Source organism: Pandoraea soli, from assembly GCF_902459595.1.
GTDB classification, from domain to species: domain Bacteria; phylum Pseudomonadota; class Gammaproteobacteria; order Burkholderiales; family Burkholderiaceae; genus Pandoraea; species Pandoraea cepalis.
Window position 1 is genome coordinate 77,481 of the sequence record NZ_CABPSG010000008.1, and the last position, 18,131, is coordinate 95,611.

The 18,131-nt window shown below is 65.4% G+C and carries 19 protein-coding genes; 11 read left to right on the top strand and 8 right to left on the bottom strand.

All coding sequences use genetic code 11. From position 1 onward, the window contains the following. Positions 1 to 1,488, bottom strand: coding sequence for a glucose-6-phosphate dehydrogenase (gene zwf / locus PSO31014_RS15250; RefSeq protein ID WP_150552378.1), 1,488 nt, complete (start codon positions 1,486 to 1,488; stop codon positions 1 to 3). Between the two features lie 232 nt (positions 1,489 to 1,720). Here zwf and edd point away from each other — a divergent pair, with 232 nt between their 5' ends. After that, positions 1,721 to 3,568 carry a phosphogluconate dehydratase gene (edd, locus tag PSO31014_RS15255; protein WP_174976530.1) on the top strand — a complete coding sequence of 616 codons (1,848 nt, stop codon included), beginning with the start codon at positions 1,721 to 1,723 and terminating at the stop codon, positions 3,566 to 3,568. A 22-nt stretch (positions 3,569 to 3,590) separates the two neighbouring features. Here edd and PSO31014_RS15260 read toward each other — a convergent pair whose 3' ends face one another. Next, entirely contained in the window at positions 3,591 to 3,803 is a 213-nt protein-coding gene (locus PSO31014_RS15260; protein ID WP_150552379.1) for a DUF1059 domain-containing protein, read from the bottom strand. A 310-nt stretch (positions 3,804 to 4,113) separates the two neighbouring features. Here PSO31014_RS15260 and PSO31014_RS15265 point away from each other — a divergent pair, with 310 nt between their 5' ends. The 4 genes from PSO31014_RS15265 to PSO31014_RS15280 all read left to right on the top strand — a co-directional run bounded on the left by PSO31014_RS15265 (position 4,114) and on the right by PSO31014_RS15280 (position 6,552). Then, complete coding sequence (locus tag PSO31014_RS15265; protein ID WP_150552380.1) at positions 4,114 to 4,464, top strand: hypothetical protein; 351 nt, start codon at positions 4,114 to 4,116, stop codon at positions 4,462 to 4,464. Positions 4,465 to 4,518: 54 nt separating this feature from the next. After that, entirely contained in the window at positions 4,519 to 5,400 is an 882-nt protein-coding gene (gene dapA, locus PSO31014_RS15270; RefSeq protein WP_150552381.1) for a 4-hydroxy-tetrahydrodipicolinate synthase, read from the top strand. A gap of 49 nt (positions 5,401 to 5,449) precedes the next feature. After that, positions 5,450 to 5,977: a hypothetical protein gene (locus tag PSO31014_RS15275; protein WP_150552382.1), complete on the top strand. Its 528-nt coding sequence runs from the start codon at positions 5,450 to 5,452 to the stop codon at positions 5,975 to 5,977. 71 nt (positions 5,978 to 6,048) lie between these two features. Next, positions 6,049 to 6,552: a hypothetical protein gene (locus tag PSO31014_RS15280; RefSeq protein WP_150552383.1), complete on the top strand. Its 504-nt coding sequence runs from the start codon at positions 6,049 to 6,051 to the stop codon at positions 6,550 to 6,552. A gap of 81 nt (positions 6,553 to 6,633) precedes the next feature. Here PSO31014_RS15280 and mgtA read toward each other — a convergent pair whose 3' ends face one another. Then, positions 6,634 to 9,375 carry a magnesium-translocating P-type ATPase gene (gene mgtA / locus PSO31014_RS15285; RefSeq protein WP_150552384.1) on the bottom strand — a complete coding sequence of 914 codons (2,742 nt, stop codon included), beginning with the start codon at positions 9,373 to 9,375 and terminating at the stop codon, positions 6,634 to 6,636. A gap of 82 nt (positions 9,376 to 9,457) precedes the next feature. Then, a complete protein-coding gene (locus PSO31014_RS15290) occupies positions 9,458 to 9,655 on the bottom strand; it encodes a hypothetical protein (RefSeq protein WP_150552385.1) in 198 nt (65 codons plus the stop codon). Positions 9,656 to 10,263: 608 nt separating this feature from the next. Between PSO31014_RS15290 and PSO31014_RS15295 the strand changes: the two genes are divergently transcribed. Next, complete coding sequence (locus tag PSO31014_RS15295) at positions 10,264 to 10,866, top strand: phosphatase PAP2 family protein (protein ID WP_150552386.1); 603 nt, start codon at positions 10,264 to 10,266, stop codon at positions 10,864 to 10,866. 113 nt (positions 10,867 to 10,979) lie between these two features. Here the strand turns inward: PSO31014_RS15295 and rnk are convergent, their stop codons facing one another. Then, entirely contained in the window at positions 10,980 to 11,405 is a 426-nt protein-coding gene (rnk, locus tag PSO31014_RS15300) for a nucleoside diphosphate kinase regulator (RefSeq protein ID WP_150552387.1), read from the bottom strand. Positions 11,406 to 11,536: 131 nt separating this feature from the next. Here rnk and hemL point away from each other — a divergent pair, with 131 nt between their 5' ends. The 5 genes from hemL to ribD all read left to right on the top strand — a co-directional run bounded on the left by hemL (position 11,537) and on the right by ribD (position 16,171). Beyond that, positions 11,537 to 12,841, top strand: a complete 1,305-nt coding sequence (gene hemL / locus PSO31014_RS15305; RefSeq protein ID WP_150552388.1) for a glutamate-1-semialdehyde 2,1-aminomutase — start codon at positions 11,537 to 11,539, stop codon at positions 12,839 to 12,841. Positions 12,842 to 12,925: 84 nt separating this feature from the next. Beyond that, positions 12,926 to 13,540 (top strand): LemA family protein, encoded by a 615-nt coding sequence (locus tag PSO31014_RS15310; protein WP_130025128.1) that lies wholly within the window; start codon positions 12,926 to 12,928, stop codon positions 13,538 to 13,540. 130 nt (positions 13,541 to 13,670) lie between these two features. After that, the gene (locus PSO31014_RS15315; protein WP_150552490.1) at positions 13,671 to 14,522 is read left to right on the top strand and encodes a TPM domain-containing protein; all 852 of its coding nucleotides are present in this window, start codon (positions 13,671 to 13,673) and stop codon (positions 14,520 to 14,522) included. Between the two features lie 5 nt (positions 14,523 to 14,527). Continuing rightward, positions 14,528 to 15,067 carry a TPM domain-containing protein gene (locus tag PSO31014_RS15320; protein WP_174976531.1) on the top strand — a complete coding sequence of 180 codons (540 nt, stop codon included), beginning with the start codon at positions 14,528 to 14,530 and terminating at the stop codon, positions 15,065 to 15,067. A gap of 6 nt (positions 15,068 to 15,073) precedes the next feature. Further along, a complete protein-coding gene (gene ribD / locus PSO31014_RS15325) occupies positions 15,074 to 16,171 on the top strand; it encodes a bifunctional diaminohydroxyphosphoribosylaminopyrimidine deaminase/5-amino-6-(5-phosphoribosylamino)uracil reductase RibD (RefSeq protein WP_150552390.1) in 1,098 nt (365 codons plus the stop codon). 29 nt (positions 16,172 to 16,200) lie between these two features. On the opposite strand, the gene PSO31014_RS15330 is transcribed toward ribD, so the two are convergent. From PSO31014_RS15330 to PSO31014_RS15340, 3 genes are read right to left on the bottom strand one after another with little or no spacing between them, the layout of a single operon-like run. Further along, a complete protein-coding gene (locus PSO31014_RS15330) occupies positions 16,201 to 16,962 on the bottom strand; it encodes a 2-keto-4-pentenoate hydratase (protein ID WP_150552391.1) in 762 nt (253 codons plus the stop codon). Beyond that, positions 16,959 to 17,789: a 2-keto-4-pentenoate hydratase gene (locus tag PSO31014_RS15335; protein WP_150552392.1), complete on the bottom strand. Its 831-nt coding sequence runs from the start codon at positions 17,787 to 17,789 to the stop codon at positions 16,959 to 16,961. The genes PSO31014_RS15330 and PSO31014_RS15335 overlap by 4 nt, the downstream gene beginning before the upstream one ends. Beyond that, on the bottom strand, positions 17,786 to 17,998 hold the full coding sequence (locus tag PSO31014_RS15340; RefSeq protein WP_150552393.1) for a tautomerase family protein: 213 nt from the start codon (positions 17,996 to 17,998) through the stop codon (positions 17,786 to 17,788). The genes PSO31014_RS15335 and PSO31014_RS15340 overlap by 4 nt, the downstream gene beginning before the upstream one ends. Positions 17,999 to 18,131: the final 133 nt, after the last annotated feature.

The window sequence follows — 18,131 nt, forward strand, 5'->3', positions numbered from 1 at the left end:
TCAGTTGTCTTCTTCGACCCAGCTCGTGCCGGACTGCGCCAGAAGCGCGCTTGCGGCGGGTGGCCCCCAGGTGCCGGCGGCGTAACGCTTCGGCCCTTTGTGCTGACGCGACCAGTACGCCTGGATCGGCGCGACCCAGCGCCAGGCCGCCTCTTGCTCGTCTCGACGGACAAAGAGGGCGAGACGCCCGTTGATGACGTCGAGCAGCAGACGCTCGTACGCATCCATCCGGTGGCCCTTGAAGAACTGGTCGAACGCCAGGTCGAGGTGAACCGATTGCAGGGTCATGCCTTCGCCCGGCTGCTTCGCCAGACAGTAAAGACGAATCGATTCGTTCGGCTGCAGGCGGATGACGAGACGATTGGCGCCGGCCTGCGCCGTCGCTTCACCGAGCAACGGATAGGGCGTTGCGCGGTAGTTGACAACGATCTCCGCCACTCGCTCGCCCAGCCGCTTGCCCGTGCGCAGGAAGAACGGCACGCCGGCCCAGCGCCAGTTGTCGATCTCGGCCTTGAGGGCCACGAACGTCTCCGTCTGGCTGGACGGCGGCACACCCGGCTCGTCGACATAGGCCGGCACTGCCGACTTGCCGATCGCGCCACCGCCGTATTGGCCCCGCACCACGTTGCGCGCGACCGTGTCGTCGTCGAGCTGGCGCAGCGAGCGCAACACGCGCAGCTTCTCGTCGCGCACGGCGTCGGCGTCCATCGACAGCGGCGGCTCCATCGCGACGATGGCGAGCAGTTGCAGCAAATGGTTTTGCACCATGTCGCGCAGCGCGCCGGTCTGTTCGTAGAACTCGCCGCGCCCTTCGACGCCGATTTCCTCGGCAATGGTGATCTGAATGCTGTCGATCAGCTCGCGTCGCCACAACGGCTCGAAGATCGCGTTGCCGAAGCGCAGCGCCAGCAGGTTTTGTACCGCCTCTTTCCCGAGGTAATGGTCGATGCGATAGATCTGGTCTTCGCGAAAGCTCGCGCCCACCGCGTCGTTGATCGCCTCCGACGAAGCCAGATCGTGGCCCAGCGGCTTTTCCAGCACGATCCGGCTGTTCTCGTTGAGTTTGGCGCTGCGCAGCCCTTCGCAGATGGGGATGAACAGCGACGGGCCGGTGGCCAGATAGAAGATGCGCACGCCCTGCCGTTGGGCGAGGCGTTCGGCGAGCACGCCAAATTCGGCTTCACGCCCGAGATCGAGCGGCATGTAGTCGATGGTGGCGAGAAAGCGCGACCAGGCGCCCTCGTCCCAGACATCGGGCTTGATGTGCCCGCGCACGTGTTCCTCACACCACCGGTGGTACGCGGCGGCCTCCATCGGCTTGCGGGCAATCGCCAGAATGCGGCCGGTACTCGCATCGCCGACAACGTCCGCATCGGCGCCCAATTGCCCCGTGCGGAACGCCCGGAACAGCGCGGGCAGCACCTTGCGCAATGACAAATCGCCGGTGGCGCCGAACAACACAAAGGTATAGGGTGAAGGCGTGTTCATAGACAGCGTGGACTCCCATGCGACCGAACGCTTCTCCCCGGCACCGCTGAACGCGCCCTCTGGCGAACCAGCGAGCGGCGAATGGGCCGCCGGACACGGCAGATGTCCGGATGTCACCGAAGAAGCGCAACTTTGACACTGCATTGTAGTTTAACTACACTTCAAAGCAACCGAATTTCGTTCTTTGACTACATCGCCCGCATCGAGCGACCGACAACGTTCCGGACACCCCATGACCCAGTCTTCGCAAAATGTGCCGCTGCATCCGGTGGTTGAACGTGTGACCCAGCGACTGATCGAGCGCAGCCGTCCAAGCCGTCAGGCCTATCTGGAGGGCGTGGCCCGCGCCACGCAGGGGCAGCCCGGTCGCGAGTCGATCGGCTGCGCCAATCTCGCGCACGCGCTGGCCGCCGCGCCCGCCGACGACCGCATCAAGATCCGCACCGAGCGCACGCCAAATATCGGCATCGTCACCGCCTACAACGATATGTTGTCGGCGCACGCCCCGTTCGTGGCGTTCCCCGACATCATCAAGTCCGCGGCAAGGGCGCATGGCGCCAGCGCGCAGGTGGCCGGTGGCGTGCCCGCGATGTGCGATGGCGTGACGCAGGGTTATGCGGGCATGGAACTCTCGCTGTTCTCGCGCGATGTGATCGCGATGGCTTCGGTCGTAGCGCTCTCGCACCAAATGTTCGACGCCGCCATGTTCCTCGGCGTGTGTGACAAGATCGTGCCGGGGCTGGTCATCGCCGCCCAGGCGTTCGGCCATCTGCCCGCCGTTTTCACCCCGGCGGGTCCGATGCCCTCCGGGCTGCCCAACGACGAGAAGTCCCGCATCCGACAGGAGTATGCTGCGGGCCGCGTCACGCGCGCGGCGCTGCTCGACTCCGAACTCGCCGCGTATCACACCGAAGGCACCTGCACGTTCTACGGCACCGCCAACAGCAATCAGATGCTCATGGAATTCATGGGGCTGCACTTGCCCGGCGCGTCGTTCGTCAACCCGCATACGCCGCTGCGTCATGCGCTCACGCAGGCGGCCACGGCGCGCGCCGTGGCGCTGGCGAAGACCGGCATCAACACGTCGCATATTCTCGATGAGCGAGCGTTCATCAACGGCGTCGTCGGCCTGCTGGCCACGGGCGGCTCGACCAACCACACGCTGCATCTGGTGGCGATGGCACATGCCGGCGGCATTCTGCTCGACTGGCAGGACTTCGCCGAGCTGTCGGACGTCACACCGCTGCTCGCTCACGTCTACCCGAACGGCAAGGCGGATGTGAACCAGTTCCACGCGGCGGGTGGCCTGAACTTCCTGATTCGCGAGTTGCTCGACGCCGGATTCCTGCACGATGACGTGACCACGGTCATGGGCCACGGTCTGCGCGCATACACGCGGGAAGCCGTGCTGCACGACGACGTGCTCTCGTGGCAGGACGCCCCCAACGACAGTCTCGACGAGGGTATCGTGCGCCCGGCATCGCGACCGTTTGCCCGCGAAGGCGGGTTGCGCATGCTCGCGGGAAACCTGGGGCGCGCGGTCATCAAGTCATCCGCCGTCAAGCCGGAGCATCAGACGGTACGCGCCCCGGCGCGCGTGTTCTCCGATCAGGAGAGCGCGCAAGCGGCGTTCAAGGCGGGAGAACTGACGCGCGATGTCGTCGTCGTGGTGCGTTTCCAGGGCCCGCAGGCCAACGGCATGCCGGAGTTGCACAAGCTCATGCCGATGCTCGGCCTCCTGCAGGACGAAGGCCATCATGTGGCGCTCGTGACCGACGGGCGAATGTCCGGTGCGTCGGGCAAGGTGCCCGCCGCCATTCATCTGTCGCCGGAAGCGGAGCAGGGCGGCATGCTCGCGCGCGTGCAGGATGGCGACATCATCACGATCGATTGCGAGAAGAACCTGTTGCACTGCGAAGTCGACGACGCCACGCTCGCCGCGCGCGCTCCGGCCCCGGAACCGCAACGGCCGTTCGACCCGTGGCGTAACGTGTTCCGCCTATTCCGGCGCAATGTCGGTGCCGCACCGCATGGCGCGTGCGTGCTGTTCGACGACTCGGAGTATCCGAAGCACGCTTGACCGGCAGGCGAACGACGTTCGATTACGCGTAACGCGGTGCGTCAACCGGCGGTGTCCCGTCATGAAATAGCGTGCGCAGTTGGGCACGCAGTTCAGCCGAATCGGTATGTCCGTGTACCTTGACAGCGTGTTGTACGGCCGCCTCCAGCAGTTCGTTTTCGGAATCCGCGGATAGCGCTACGGAACAGTTCATTGCGCTAGGGAATTCCCGGCAATCGATGTATTTGCGGGTCATGATGGTCTCCTCACACGAGAGCGTCGTCTTGGCTGGATGAGCGCGCCGAATACCACGCGACGCCTGCGGGGCGCGATTTCACCTTCTGCGGATGGGATGGGACGGCAACCACAATCATTCTGAAAGTATAGGTTGCGGGTGGCGAATGTCAGGTCACACGACGATGGGATTCATGCGGTCGGCCGACGCCCGCCATGACGGTGGGGCTGCCGCCGCGTCGGAACGGCGTCAAGAAATCTTGACGCCTTTTTTATCCATGCATCCCTAGACTGGCTCCGTCGTCACTCTTGTCGTCAATCGACACGTTGTCATGCCTACCATCGCCCAACGCGCCAGTCTGGAACCTCCCGATGCAGGTGCCGTCTTGGCCGACGCTTTCTCCGCTGCGCGTGAGCGCCATCGGTGCCCCCCACGCGCACGTCTCGATGCAACGCTCGACATCACGCTCAGCCGCGCGGCCGTCTCCACGCTCGCCGTCACGCTGGCGATGAGCCTGCCGCTGCCGTGGCGCGTCGAGACAATTCGCCCGATCCGGCACGATACCGCCGCCGTGGTATCGATTGCGTTGCCGCGCGTCGAAGCCTCGCGGGCCATGCACGCCGTCATGCAATCGCTGCCAGAAGCCGAATTTGGTGTGCTGCGTCTTCGCCCCGCCGCCTGAGCGTTCAGCGTCCCCGGTGTTCCGCCCTCCTCGCCCCGCCAAGCCCCCCCCGCTATGAACCCAGCCATCTTCGAAGGCGTTTGGATTCCCCTCGTCACGCCCATGTCCGGCGCGAACGGCGCACAGATCGATCGCAGCGCCTTCTCCCGTCTGGTCGATTTCTACCTCGCTGCCGGGGTCAGCGGTCTCGTCGTGGCCGGTACCACGGGCGAAGGTGCGCTGCTGGCCCCCGACGAACGCCGCTGGCTCGTCGAGACCGCGTGCCATCTCGCCCAAGGCCATGCGCCGGTCGTGGCTGGCGTCGGTGCGGCCGACACGTCGGACGCCGCGCATCAGATCGGCAGCCTCGACGATCTGCCGCTAGCCGGCTACCTCGTGCCGCCGCCCTACTATCTCCGACCGTCGCAAGACGGCATCCTCTGGCACTACCGCACGCTGGCCGCCGTCACGCAAAAACCGCTCGTGCTCTACAACGTGCCGCTGCGTACCGGCGTGACCCTCAGCGTGGAGACGATCCGTGAGTTGGCATCGCACAGCGCCTTCGCGGCGATCAAGGAGTGCGACGAGCATTCGCTCGCGCACCTGCCGTCGCAGGTCGACATGCGAGTGCTGTGCGGCGACGATATGCAGTTGCTGCCCGCACTGCACGCCGGTGCGCTCGGATGCATTTCGGCGGCGGCGCATGTGCGGCCAGATCTCTATCTGAAGCTGTTTCGCTACGCGCGCGAAGGCGACATGGTCCACGCCACAATGCTCTTCAACGGCATGAAGCCGCTTATCCGACGCCTGTTTTCCGAGCCCAACCCCGTGGCGATCAAAGCCGCGCTCGCGTCATTGGGCCTGTGCCCGGAGACGGTTCGTCGTCCGCTCATGCCGTGCCCGGCCGCCCTTCGCAAAGCGATCGACGTCCAGCTCGAAGTGACGATGGCCTTCTGAGTCCGAACGGCGCGGCCTGTCCGCCCTTCCCCACGACACGAGACCCGATATGGACGACATCGAACAGCGTCACCGCACTATCGCCCGTCTGCTGATCAAGCTCTCGGGCACCCCGTTGGCCAGGCTCGCATACGCGACCGGCATGTCCGGCAACACGATTTCGCGATGGGTTCACGGCGATCGCTGCGCGCTGGGTCCGCAGGGACGAGACAAGCTGCTCACCGCGCTTGGCGCCCGCAGTGACGGCGTCAACGTAAAACTCGCATTGCGCGCCACCGGCGCCGCGCAACCTGTCTTCCAGATCAACGGCCTAGTGCAGGCCGACCGCTTCGCCACGCTCGCGGCACTGACCTCGACGCAATTCGTTGCGGCGCGCGAGACCTGTCAGGGAAAAACGCTCGTGAGCGTCGTCACCGACATGAGCGGGCAAACGACGGCGCTGCTCGTCGGCACACGTGAAGCGCTCGATGAGCTGTATGCAGAACTGGACATCACCGTGTCACCCAAACGCCGTTTGGAGGTCGCGCACGGTCCTGGCGCTTCGACTGACGTCGCAATGCGAATACACTCAAGCTAACCGTAGTTCGCGTTGCCAGGGCCGGTCCCCGGCCCTCCATTTTTGGCCCCCCGTCAACAATGGAGCGTGTCATGACGACAGATCGCATCAACAAGCGCATGAAGGTTTACGCCACGCAAGGCTGGCAGGACACAGGGTACAAAGTCGGCGCGCAGTCCGCGCCCAAAGTGATCCTGCGCGCGCAGGGCGAGTGGTGTACCCGCACCGACGACCGAAAATTCGGACGCCGCGACGCCGACGGGCGCACGCCGAACTCCGGTGCGACCTATCTCCACAAGGTTTCAGGCGACGACGAGTACCCGTATCACGGCCCCGATGCGCTGATGGGGCAGTTGATCGGACGGTTCGGCAAGGAGGGAGAGCCGTTCCTGATCGGCAAGCACAAGTCCTTTCGGGTGGACGGCATGCCGTCGGATGTGTCGTTGTGGCTGTGCTGCAATGATCCGCTGAGCAGCGCCACACGCGATAACGACGGCGCGCTCGACGTGACGCTGGAACTCGACGATGCGCGCGACGTCTTCGCCCCTCGCAGCCAGCATTTCGACCGCCCGTCCGGAACCTGGGTGGATGACTGAGCACCGACCGAACCCATAAGGCGGGCGCCAGCGGCGATCCCCTCGCCGCTGGCGTGGCGTGTCACGCCGAGGCCCGTGCGCTCACTGCCACCCGAACCGTCGCGCGAACATGCCTTTCATCATCTGCGTGAGCACGGCGTAGGCGAGCAGGATGGCCGCGAGCATCGGGAAGTAGGCGAGCGGCAATGCCTGCATCTTGAACGTGTCCGCGAACGGCGACATCGGCAGCATCACGCCGATCAGCATCACCGCGGCCGTCATCATCAGCAACGGCCATGCCGCGCGGCTCTGCACGAACGGAATGCGACGCGTGCGGATCAAGTGCACGATGAGCGTTTGCGACAGCAGCCCCTCGACGAACCAGGCGGACTGGAACAACGTTTGATGCTCGGCGCTGTTCGCGCCGAACCAATGCCACATCGCCACGAACGTCAGCACGTCGAAAATCGAACTGATCGGGCCGAAGAACACCATGAAGCGCGACAGATCCGCCGGATTCCAGCGCTGGGGTTTCGTGAGCTGTTCGTCGTCGACGTTGTCGAACGGAATCGTCGTCTGCGACAGATCGTAGAGCAGGTTCTGCGTGAGCAACTGCAACGGCAGCATCGGCAGGAACGGCAGGAACGCACTCGCGATCAGCACCGAGAAAACATTGCCGAAGTTCGAGCTGGCCGTCATCTTGATGTACTTGAGCATGTTCGCGAACGTGCGACGCCCCTCGATCACGCCCTGCTCCAGCACCATCAGGCTCTTTTCCAGCAGGATCAGATCGGCCGCTTCCTTGGCGATGTCCACCGCCGTGTCCACTGAAATGCCGATGTCGGCCGCGCGCAAGGCCGGTGCATCGTTGATGCCGTCGCCCATGAAGCCAACGACATGACCGTTCGCGCGCAGCAGGCGCACCAGGCGCTCCTTGTGCGACGGCGTGAGCTTCGCGAATACGGTGGCGCGTTCCACCGTCTGCGCCAGTTCGGCGTCGCTCATCGCCTCGATGTCGTCGCCCAGCACGCAGCCGTTCACCGCCAGCCCCACTTCGCGGCACACCTTCGCCGTCACGAGATCGTTGTCGCCCGTGAGCACCTTGACCTGGACCCCCGCCGCCGCGAGCGCCTTGAGCGCCGGCGCCGTCGACTCCTTGGGCGGATCGAGAAACGCGATATACCCGACGAGCACGAGTTCGCTCTCGTCCGCAATGCCATAACTGTCGCGCACCGGCGGCAAGTGGCGCGTTGCCACGGCCACCACGCGCAGACCTTCGGCGTTCAGGTCGGCCGTGACGCGACGCAGGCGGGCCAGCACCTCGGGCGTGAGCGGCTCGACGTTCGCACCATGCTGCACGCGATTGCACACCGCCATCACCTCTTCCACCGCCCCCTTGCAGATCAGCTCGTGATGATCACCGTTCTCGCTGACCACCACCGACATGCGACGGCGCTGGAAGTCGAACGGGATCTCGTCGATCTTGCGATACCGGTTCACGATGTCGAGATGCTGGTGCAGCTCGGCATGATCGAGCACCGCCACGTCGAGCAGGTTCTTCAGGCCGGTCTGGTAGAAGCTGTTGAGATAGGCATACTCGAGCACGTCTTCGGAGGCATGGCCCCACACATCGGTATGACGTTCGAGACAGATCCTGTCCTGCGTGAGCGTTCCGGTCTTGTCGGTGCACAGCACATCCATCGCGCCGAAGTTCTGGATCGCGTCGAGACGCTTGACGATCACCTTCTTGCGCGAGAGCACGACCGCGCCCTTGGCGAGCGTGGCCGTCACGATCATCGGCAGCATTTCAGGCGTGAGTCCCACCGCCACCGACAGTGCGAACAGCGACGCCTCCAGCCAGTCGTGCTTGGTGAATCCGTTGATGAGCAGCACGATGGGGGTCATGACCAGCATGAAGCGGATCAGCACCCACGACACACGATTCACGCCCTGTTGGAACGATGTCACCGTCGGTTGCTGCGCCGTGACACGCTGCGCGAGCGAGCCGAAGAACGTGCGCGCCCCCGTCGCCACCACGACGGCCGTGGCAGACCCGCTCACGACGTTCGTGCCCATGAACGCAAGGTTGTCGTAGGCGAGCGGATTGCTGCCCCCGGTCTCGCAAGCGTGCGCGAATTTCTCGACGGGCAGCGCCTCGCCGGTGAGCGCCGATTGCGAGACAAACAGATCCTTGGCCGCGAGAATGCGCACGTCGGCCGGAATCATATCGCCCGCCGCGAGCAGCACGATGTCGCCCGGCACGAGTTCGGCCAACGCAATTTCACGGCCCATGCGGCCCAGACGGCGCACGGGGTCGCCCTCTACGCCGTCATGGCCGAACACTTCGCGGCGCAGCACCGTCGCCGTGGTGCTCACCATGGCCTTGAGCTTTTCCGCGGCTTTGGTCGAGCGCGCCTCCTGCACAAATCGCAACACCGTGGAAATGATCACCATCGTCGCGATGATGATCGTTCCCTCGGTGTCGTCGGTCGCGTACGACACAGCGGCCAGTGCCGAGAGCAGCAGGTTGAACGGATTACGGTAGCAGTTGAACAGGTGCCGCCACCAGGGCAACGGTTTTTCGTGTTCGACTTCGTTGACGCCGGCGTGTGCCCGCACGGTGGCGGCCTCGTCATCCGACAGGCCGTCGCGCGTAGTGTGCAGACGGGCGAGCAGATCCGGGCCGGCGTCGCGGGCGGCGTCGAGCAGACCTGGCGGTGCCTCGTGGCCATGGGCTGGCGCATCGAGGGTTTCGAGCATGTCGCGGCGGCGGAAGAAGCGCAGGCCAAGGCGCGCGCCAAGCACCGCAATCAGTCGCTCGCTGAACGTGAGAGCTTGTTGCATCGGATACATCCTGAAAATACTGTGAATACCCCTGGGGGCCGGTCAGTCGCCGGTGCCCCGGGGGGGCCGTCCTGACGCGGGGTCAGCCCGCGCGTCCGGTCGGATCGTCGCGACGCACGCGCGCCAGCAGCCACTGCCCGAGTCGCGCACGCGCGCCCGGGCGCGCCGCGACAGCGGCGTCCTCGGCATGCGGGGCGACGTGATAGTGATGCAGGCACTCGGTGGGCAGCATCAGGGCTTGCGGATTGCCTCCGCGAAGGGTCATGGAGTAACGGAACACGATGATTCTCCCCGCCGCGCGGCAATTGGCCCGGCGCGCACGAGAGGCTCGCCTTTCATCACCGGCGCCCAAGGCAAACGGTCTGAAAACGAACCCCTGCGCGCAACGGGACAGCCCGAACGGCAGACGTAAAGCAAATTAGGGAGCGTGCTACGAGAGACGGACGCTATCGGTATGGCCCAAGAAAACCCTTCGGCGCGGCGGCCAAGGGCATTGGGCAATCGATACGTGCATCAGAGGTGCGCGCCAACCCGGCTATGCGAGTTAGCGGCAGGGAAGATCCCGGGGACTAACTCGCGGTGATGGTGTCGACCTGCGTCGACCGGCAACTACCACTAGAACTACTGTCCACGGAAGGACCTCCTGAGAGCTATAACGGCGCGATTTTACCCCCGAGTGCGTCGAAAGAAAAGTGACAATTCACCGTGTTACAAAATGATGACGAATGCAACTTTCCCGAGGGAAACGGCTCAGTCAGAATCTGTCATGTTTTCGTCACAAACCGCCCGCCGGCGGCCGTCGAGGCACCGGCACCGCACGTAACCCGGTGGCGTGCCGGGCGACCGGCCAGGCCTGTTCGTGCTTCCTGCTTCCTGCCCCCGGACTTCATGGATTCAATCAACCGCGCCCTGTTCCTGGCCGTCAATGCCTCGCCCAATGTCAGTGAAGGAGAGCTGGCCATCGCCGTTCTCCTCGCCAAATACCTGATCCTGCTGCTCCCGGTGGGCCTGGCCGTCCTGTGGCTCGCTGGCGGTCGCGACCGCGAGGGAGCCGTGCATGGTCTGCTGGGCGTGGGGCTCGCGCTGCTGATCAATGGCGTGATCGGTCTGGCCTGGTTCGAACCGCGGCCGTTCGTCGTCGGTCTCGGCACGAACCTGCTCCCGCATGCGCCGACGAGTGCCTTCCCCAGCAATCACGCGTCGATCCTGCTGACGTCGGCATTCGTCCTGTTGGGCACGCTCGCACGCTCGCCTCGCCTGCTCGGCCGGCTCCTGCTGCTTTGCGCCGTGCCCGTGTGCTGGGCGCGCGTCTACCTTGGCGTGCACTGGCCGCTCGATATGGTCGGTGCGCTGGCGGTGTCGATAGGGGTGGCGCTCATCATGCGCACGGCGACCGCGCGCGAGACGAGTCGTATCGTTGCGGCCGTCCTCGAAGGCCTCTATCGCCGCTTGATGGCGTGGCCGATCGCGCGCGGCTGGCTGCGTCGCTAAAACAACGGGCTTGGGAAACGGCAGGGGACGACCGGGAGGAAAGGCAAACGCGCGGGGCAGGTTGGGAGACTCGGGAGATCCGAATCTCCCAGTACGGCGACGGAGACGGAAGACTAGCGGTGATATTCGCCGGCGGCTTCGGGCTGGTAATCGATGCCGAGCAATGTCAGCGCGATCTGGTGGCCGCCCGGCACCTGCCACTGAATCGACTGACCGACGCGCAAGCCGAGCAACGCGCTACCGACCGGCGCGAGCACCGAAATGCCGCTCGGCGTGCTCGCCAGATGTTGCGGATAAACAAGCGTGACGCGATGTTCCTGCTGCGCGGCGAGGTCGCGATAGCGCACCACCGAGTTCATCGTGGCGATGTCGGCCGGCATCTGCTCCGGTTCGACGACGCTCGCCCGGGCAAGCTCTGTTTCGAGTGCCTCCACATACGGCAATGCCGCGCGCGGCGCCTGCGCCATGAGTGCTTCGAGGCGTTCGAGGTCGAGCGTGGAGACAGTGATCGAGGGGCGTTGCGAATGGACGGTGGACATGTCGACGGGCCTGTTTTTCCTTGACGTTGAGGGAGTGACCTTCAATCTAACAGAAGCCCTGCGCGCCGAGAAGTCCCGGACTTGACCGCCATCCGCTAGAATCCACGCATTAGGCACACAAAGTCGAAGTCATGTCCGAACACACCACCAATGCCGCGCTCTTCGAGCGCGCCCAGCAGACCATCCCCGGCGGCGTGAACTCGCCGGTGCGCGCCTTCCGTTCGGTCGGCGGCACGCCGCGATTCATCGCCCGCGCCCAAGGCCCCTATATGTGGGATGCCGAAGGCACGCGCTTCATCGACTACATCGGCTCGTGGGGCCCGATGATCGTCGGCCACCTGCATCCCGACGTCGTCGCCGCCGTGCACACCGCGATGTCGCAAGGCTTCAGCTTCGGTGCGCCCACCGAAGCCGAAGTGGTGATGGCCGAAACCCTCTGCGGTCTCGTGCCGTCCATCGAGCAGGTGCGCCTGGTGTCCTCCGGCACCGAGGCGACGATGAGTGCACTGCGCCTGGCGCGCGGCTTCACCGGCCGCAACAAGATCGTCAAGTTCGAAGGCTGCTATCACGGCCACGCCGACAGCTTGCTCGTGAAGGCCGGCTCGGGCCTGCTCACGTTCGCCGATTCGACGCGCAACGCGCCGTCGTCGGCCGGCGTGCCGCCCGAAGTCACGCGCGACACGCTCGTGCTCGAGTACAACAACGTCGAACAGCTTCGCGAACTGTTCGCGGACCAGGGCGGCGAGATCGCCGCCGTGATCGTCGAGCCGGTGGCCGGCAACATGAACCTCGTGCGCGGCTCGCGTCACTTCCTGCAGACGCTGCGCGAGCTGTGCACCGCGCACGGCGCCGTGCTCATCTTCGACGAGGTGATGTGCGGGTTCCGCGTCGGGTTGGGCGGCGCGCAAGCGCTCTACGGCATTACGGCCGACCTCACCTGCCTGGGCAAGGTCATCGGCGGCGGCATGCCCGCCGCCGCGTTCGGCGGGCGCCGCGACATCATGTCGCATCTGGCGCCGCTGGGCGGCGTCTATCAGGCCGGCACGCTCTCCGGGAATCCGCTGGCCGTGGCCGCCGGTCTCGCCACGCTCAAGCTGATTCAGGCGCCGGGCTTCTACGAGGATCTGGCCAAGCGCACATCGAAGCTCGTCACGGGGCTCGTCGACGCCGCCCAGACGGCTGGCGTGCCGTTCTCGGGCGACAGCGTCGGCGGCATGTTCGGTCTTTACTTCCGCGCCAACGTGCCGCAGAGCTTCGCCGAAGTTACAACGTCCGACGTGGCCCGTTTCAACAAGTTTTTCCATGCGATGCTCGATCGCGGCGTGTATCTCGCGCCGAGCGCCTTCGAAGCGGGCTTCGTCTCTGCCACGCACGACGACACGATCATCGACGCCACGCTCGACGCTGCCCGCGACGCGTTTCGCGCCATCGCGTGATCGTTGTAGGTCACGTGTCTGCCTTCGGCCGGGTTTCGCACACGTAGCGAGTCGGCCCGTCTGATCCTCACAGGGAGAAACATCATGCAAGTGTCGTTGCCGACAAAGCTTCGCCAGTCATTTGTGCGCTGGTTGGCGCTGGGGTTGCTCACCTCGTTGTTGTCCGCCTGCGGATACAACCAGATTCAGGTCAAGGACGAAGCGGTCAAGGCCGCCTGGAGCGAGGTCGTCAACCAGTACCAGCGACGCGCCGACCTGGTGCCGAATCTGGTGAACACGGTCAAGGGCTATGCCACGCACGAGCAAACGACGCTCACCGAGGTGATCAACGCCCGCGCGAAGGCCACGAGCATCACGGTCACGCCGGAGACGCTCAACGACCCCGAGGCGTTCAAGCGCTTCCAGCAAGCGCAGGGTGAACTGTCCGGCGCACTCTCGCGCCTGATGGCTGTCTCGGAGAACTATCCGAACCTGAAGGCCGATGGCCTGTTCCGTGATCTGCAATCGCAGCTCGAAGGCACGGAAAACCGCATCACCGTGGCGCGCAATCGCTACATCCAGGCGGTGCAGGACTACAACGTGTATGTGCGCCAGTTCCCGAACAATCTGACGGCGAAGATGTTCGGCTACGGGCCGAAGCCGAACTTCACGGTCGAGAACGAAAAGGCCATTTCGACCGCCCCGGCCGTCAAGTTCTGAGGATCGGATCATGGCTGCCGTCTCCGCGGATTACAAGGTGTCGCCAGAGGGCCGCGGGATGCCGACGCGCCGTCCGGTGACGGACGACGCGCGCTCGCGTGGGTTGCATTGGGGACCGACGCTTTGGGCGATGTTGGCGCTGGCGTTGGCGTGTCTGGGGGCGCTGGCGTTGCCGGTCGGCGCAGAGGATCTCGTGGCCGTGCCCGCGCTCACCGCGCGGGTGACCGACCTGACCAGCACGCTCACGCCCGAGCAGCGCAACGCGCTCGAGACACAGCTCGCACAATACGAGCAACAACGCGGCAGCCAGATTTTCGTTCTGATGGTGCCGAGCACCGCTCCCGAGACGATCGACCAGTACAGCATTCGCGTGGCCGATGCCTGGAAGGCCGGCCGCAAGGGCGTGGACGACGGCGTCATCGTGCTCATCGCGAAGAACAATCCGAACGACCTGCGCAAAATGCGCATTGAGGTCGGACGCGGGGTACAAGGCTCGCTGACCGATGCCATCTCCGGGCGAATCCTGCGCGACGTGATGGCCCCCCATTTCCGCAGCGGCGACTTCTTCGGCGGTCTGGCCGCCGGCGTCGCGGCGGTCGAGGCGGCGATGAACAACGAGGCGCTTCCCGCCCCGAATTTGCCGTCGACGCGCGCGCCGCACTCGGATCTGTCCGACTTCCTGCCGCTGCTCTTCATCGTCTTCATCATCGGGATGGTGGTCCTGATGGAAAGCCGCCGGCGGTTTCAAGGGCCCGGCCTGCCGGGCGCGGGTCCCACCGACCCGCGCTCGCGCGTGCTCACCGGGCAACGCGGGCGCATCGGTGCCGGCGGCTTCGGCGCCGGGCTGGGTGGCGGCTTGGGCGGCCTGGGCGGCTGGGGACGCAACGACGGCGGCGGATTCGACGGCGGTGGCGGTGGCGGCGGATTTGGCGGCGGCGGTGGGGGTGGATTCGACGGCGGCGGTTCGTCAGGGAACTGGTGATGGCGATGGCAAACGAAGCAATCGCAACGCAACACAAGACGCACGATATCTCGCGCTGGCTACGGCATTTGGGCACCTGGCGAGCGCACGCCCGGTGGCTCTTCCCGGACAAGGCGCTCGATGCCCTCGAAGCCGCGATCCGCGATTCCGAGAAAGAGCACCGCTGCGAGATTCGCCTCGTGATCGAAGCGGCCATGCCGCTCGCTGCCGTATGGCATGGGCATACCTGCCGTCAACGCGCCGTTCACTTGTTTCGCCAGCTCGGCGTGGCGCATACGGGCGAGCGCACGGGCATTCTCCTGTACATCAACATCGCCGATCACGATATCGAGCTGATCGCCGACAAGGGCGTCGACACACTAGTGTCTCCCCGCACGTGGGACACCGTCGTTGCGCAAATGAGCGCCGGCTTTCGTGACGAACGTTATGTCCAGAGCGTGCTCGACGCACTGAACACCCTGCGCGGCATTGCGCGCGAATCCCTGCCGGCCCATGCCGGCGCGGCGCCGGCCAATGCGTTGACCGACCGGCCGCTGATGCTCTGACGCCTCATGTTCTCTGAACAGGATTTCTCTTATATGCGTCGCGCGCTGGCGCTCGCCGAACGCGCGATGTTCACCACCACGCCGAATCCCCGCGTTGGCTGCGTGATCGTGCAGGACGGACGCATCATCGGCGAAGGCTTCACGCAGCCGGCCGGTCAGGATCACGCCGAAGTTCAGGCCATGAAGGACGCCCGCACGCGTGGCGAGTCGGTGCGTGGCGCCACGGCCTATGTCACGCTCGAGCCGTGCAGCCATTACGGGCGCACCCCACCGTGCGCGAAGGGGCTCATCGATGCAGGCGTGAAGCGCGTGATCGCCGCGATGGAAGATCCGAACCCGCTCGTGGCCGGGCGCGGCCTGAGCATGCTGCGCGACGCGGGCATCGAAGTGCGCTGCGGACTGCTGGAGCACGAGGCGCGCGAAATGAACATCGGGTTCGTCGCGCGCATGACGCGCGGCACGCCGTGGGTCCGCATGAAGGTGGCGGCCAGCCTCGACGGCAAGACTGCCCTGCACAACGGCGCGAGCCAATGGCTGACCGGCCCTGCCGCGCGCGCCGACGGCCACGCGTGGCGGGCGCGCGCGTGCGCCATTCTCACCGGCATCGGCACGGTGCGCGAGGACGATCCGTCGCTCACGGTGCGCGAGGTGGAAACCACACGACAGCCACTGCGCATCGTCGTCGATTCGCGTCTCGAGATTTCCCCGACTGCCAAGGTGCTCGCGAACGGCAACGCGCTCGTGATCTGCGCCAACGGCGATCACGAGCGCGCGTCTCGTCTGCGCGACCTGGGCGTGGAAGTGCTCGACCTGCCCAATACGAACGGCAAGGTCGACCTCTCGGCGCTGCTGCGCACGCTCGGCGAGCGTCAGCTCAACGAACTCCACGTGGAGGCGGGCTACAAGCTCAACGGTTCACTGCTGCGCGAGCGCTGCGTGGACGAGTTGCTCACCTACCTCGCGCCGTGCATCGTCGGCGATGCGCAAGGCATGTTTCACCTGCCCGCGCTTACGTCGCTCGACGACAAGCTCGCGCTCAGTTTCACGGATGTGCGCATGATCGAGGGCGATCTGCGCGTGATGGCCCGCGTCAAGCGCGACTGAATCCGCGTCCCTGGGTGCGCCGCGTGCGCTCAAACGTGGAAGCCCACGCGACCGAGCGCCTCCATTTCCACCGACACATACTGGCCCGGCTGGATGTATTCGGCCGGTGTCGCACCGCCAGCCATCACGATCCAGCCGGCTTGCAGCGGCTCTCCCGCGGCCGCCGACAAGCGCGCCGCCGCGACCAGCGAACGTAGCGGATGGCCGAGCAGCGCCGCCGTCGACCCCACCTGCACGGTGCGGCCGTTGATCGTCATGGCCAGTCCCAGATTCGAGAAATCGACATGCGGATCGTGCCAGGCGCCGATCACAAAGCCGCTCGACGACGCGTTGTCGGCAATCACTTCCGGCAACGTGAACTTGAAGTCCTTGTAGCGCGAATCGATGATCTCGATGGCCGGCGCAATCGCTTCGACCGCTGCGAGCGCCTGCGGGCCCGTGACATTGCCTTCGAGCGGTCGGTTCAGGATGAAGGCGATTTCCGGCTCGACGCGCGGATGCACATACCGCGTGAAGTCGATGGCCGTGCCCTCTTCGATCTGCATGCCAGACGTGAGGCGCCCCCATATCACGTCGGACAGTCCCATCTGCATCATCTTCGCGCGGCTGGTAAAGCCCATCTTCACGCCGACACGCGTTTCGCCGCGCGCCGCGCGGCGGGCGAGCGATGCGGCCTGAATGGCGTAGGCGTCGTCGAGCGACAGACGATTGTCGGTATCGAACTGTTCGACCTCGTGCGCGAAGTGCGCGGCCTCGTCGAGCAGCGTTGCGTAGTCTTGAATGTGGCTCATCGTGCCGCCTCGCTGGCAGGTTCGAACACGGCGCGGACCGAGCCCAGGCCGTTGATACGGGTCTCGAAAATATCGCCGGGCGTCACGGCGGCCATCGGGCCAAGCGCGCCCGAAAGCACCAGGTCGCCCGCCTTGAGCGGCGTGCCCACCGCCGCCATCGTGCGGGCGAGCCACACCACGGCGTTGATCGGACTGCCCAGGCAAGCTGCGCCCGCCCCCACGGACACCGGCTCGCCGCGACGCTCCATGACCATGCCGCACAGGCGCACGTCGAATTCGGCGAGCGTTTTCGGCGTATTGCCGATCACGTAGGCCGACGACGATGCGTTATCAGCAATCGTGTCGGTGATGCGGATGTTCCAGTCGGCCACGCGGCTGCCGACGATCTCCAGCGCGGGCAACGCGTACTCGATGGCGTTGATGACGTCGAGTTGGCCCGGGTTGTCGACGCTCAAATCCCGGCCGATGACGAAGGCGATCTCGGCTTCGATCTTCGGCTGCGTGAGGATCGAGGCAGGAATCGGCTCGCCGTCGCCATAGCCCATGTCGTCGAACAGCAAGCCGAAATCGGGCTGATCGACGCCAAGCTGCTTCTGCACGGCGACCGACGTCAAGCCGATCTTGCAGCCGACGATGCGACGCCCGGCCGCCAGACGCCGCTCGGTGTTGATGCGCTGAATGGCGTAGGCGTCGTCGATGGTGAGCGGCGCGTACGTGTCGCGCAGCGGGGCGATGAACCGGCGGGAGCGCCCGGCGTCGTGCAGCGCGTCGGCCGCCTGCTGCAAACGCGCCTGCGTGGCGGCGTCGCGGGGTGAGGTCGCGCTCATCGGGCGTCCGCCTTGGCCGGCGCCGCCGGCTCGTCCTTGGTGTGCTCGCCCACCGCCCAGTGCGCGGCCGGTACTTGCGTCGCATACACGCGGATCGATTCGAGCGGTGCGCCGAGTGTCTCGTGGACGGTGCGCGCCACGGCCTTGACGCAGGCCTTCACGGTGGCGTCGTCGCGACCTTCCACCAACTGGATATGTACGATTGGCATAAGGTTGTCCCCTGAAATTGCCGAAAAGAGAGCGTTCGGGACGCATCATGCGCGTGCCACGAGATACCGTCCAATACCGATTTTCCAGATTCCGATACTATTTCGGTATCACATCATCGCGCCGGAACGGAGT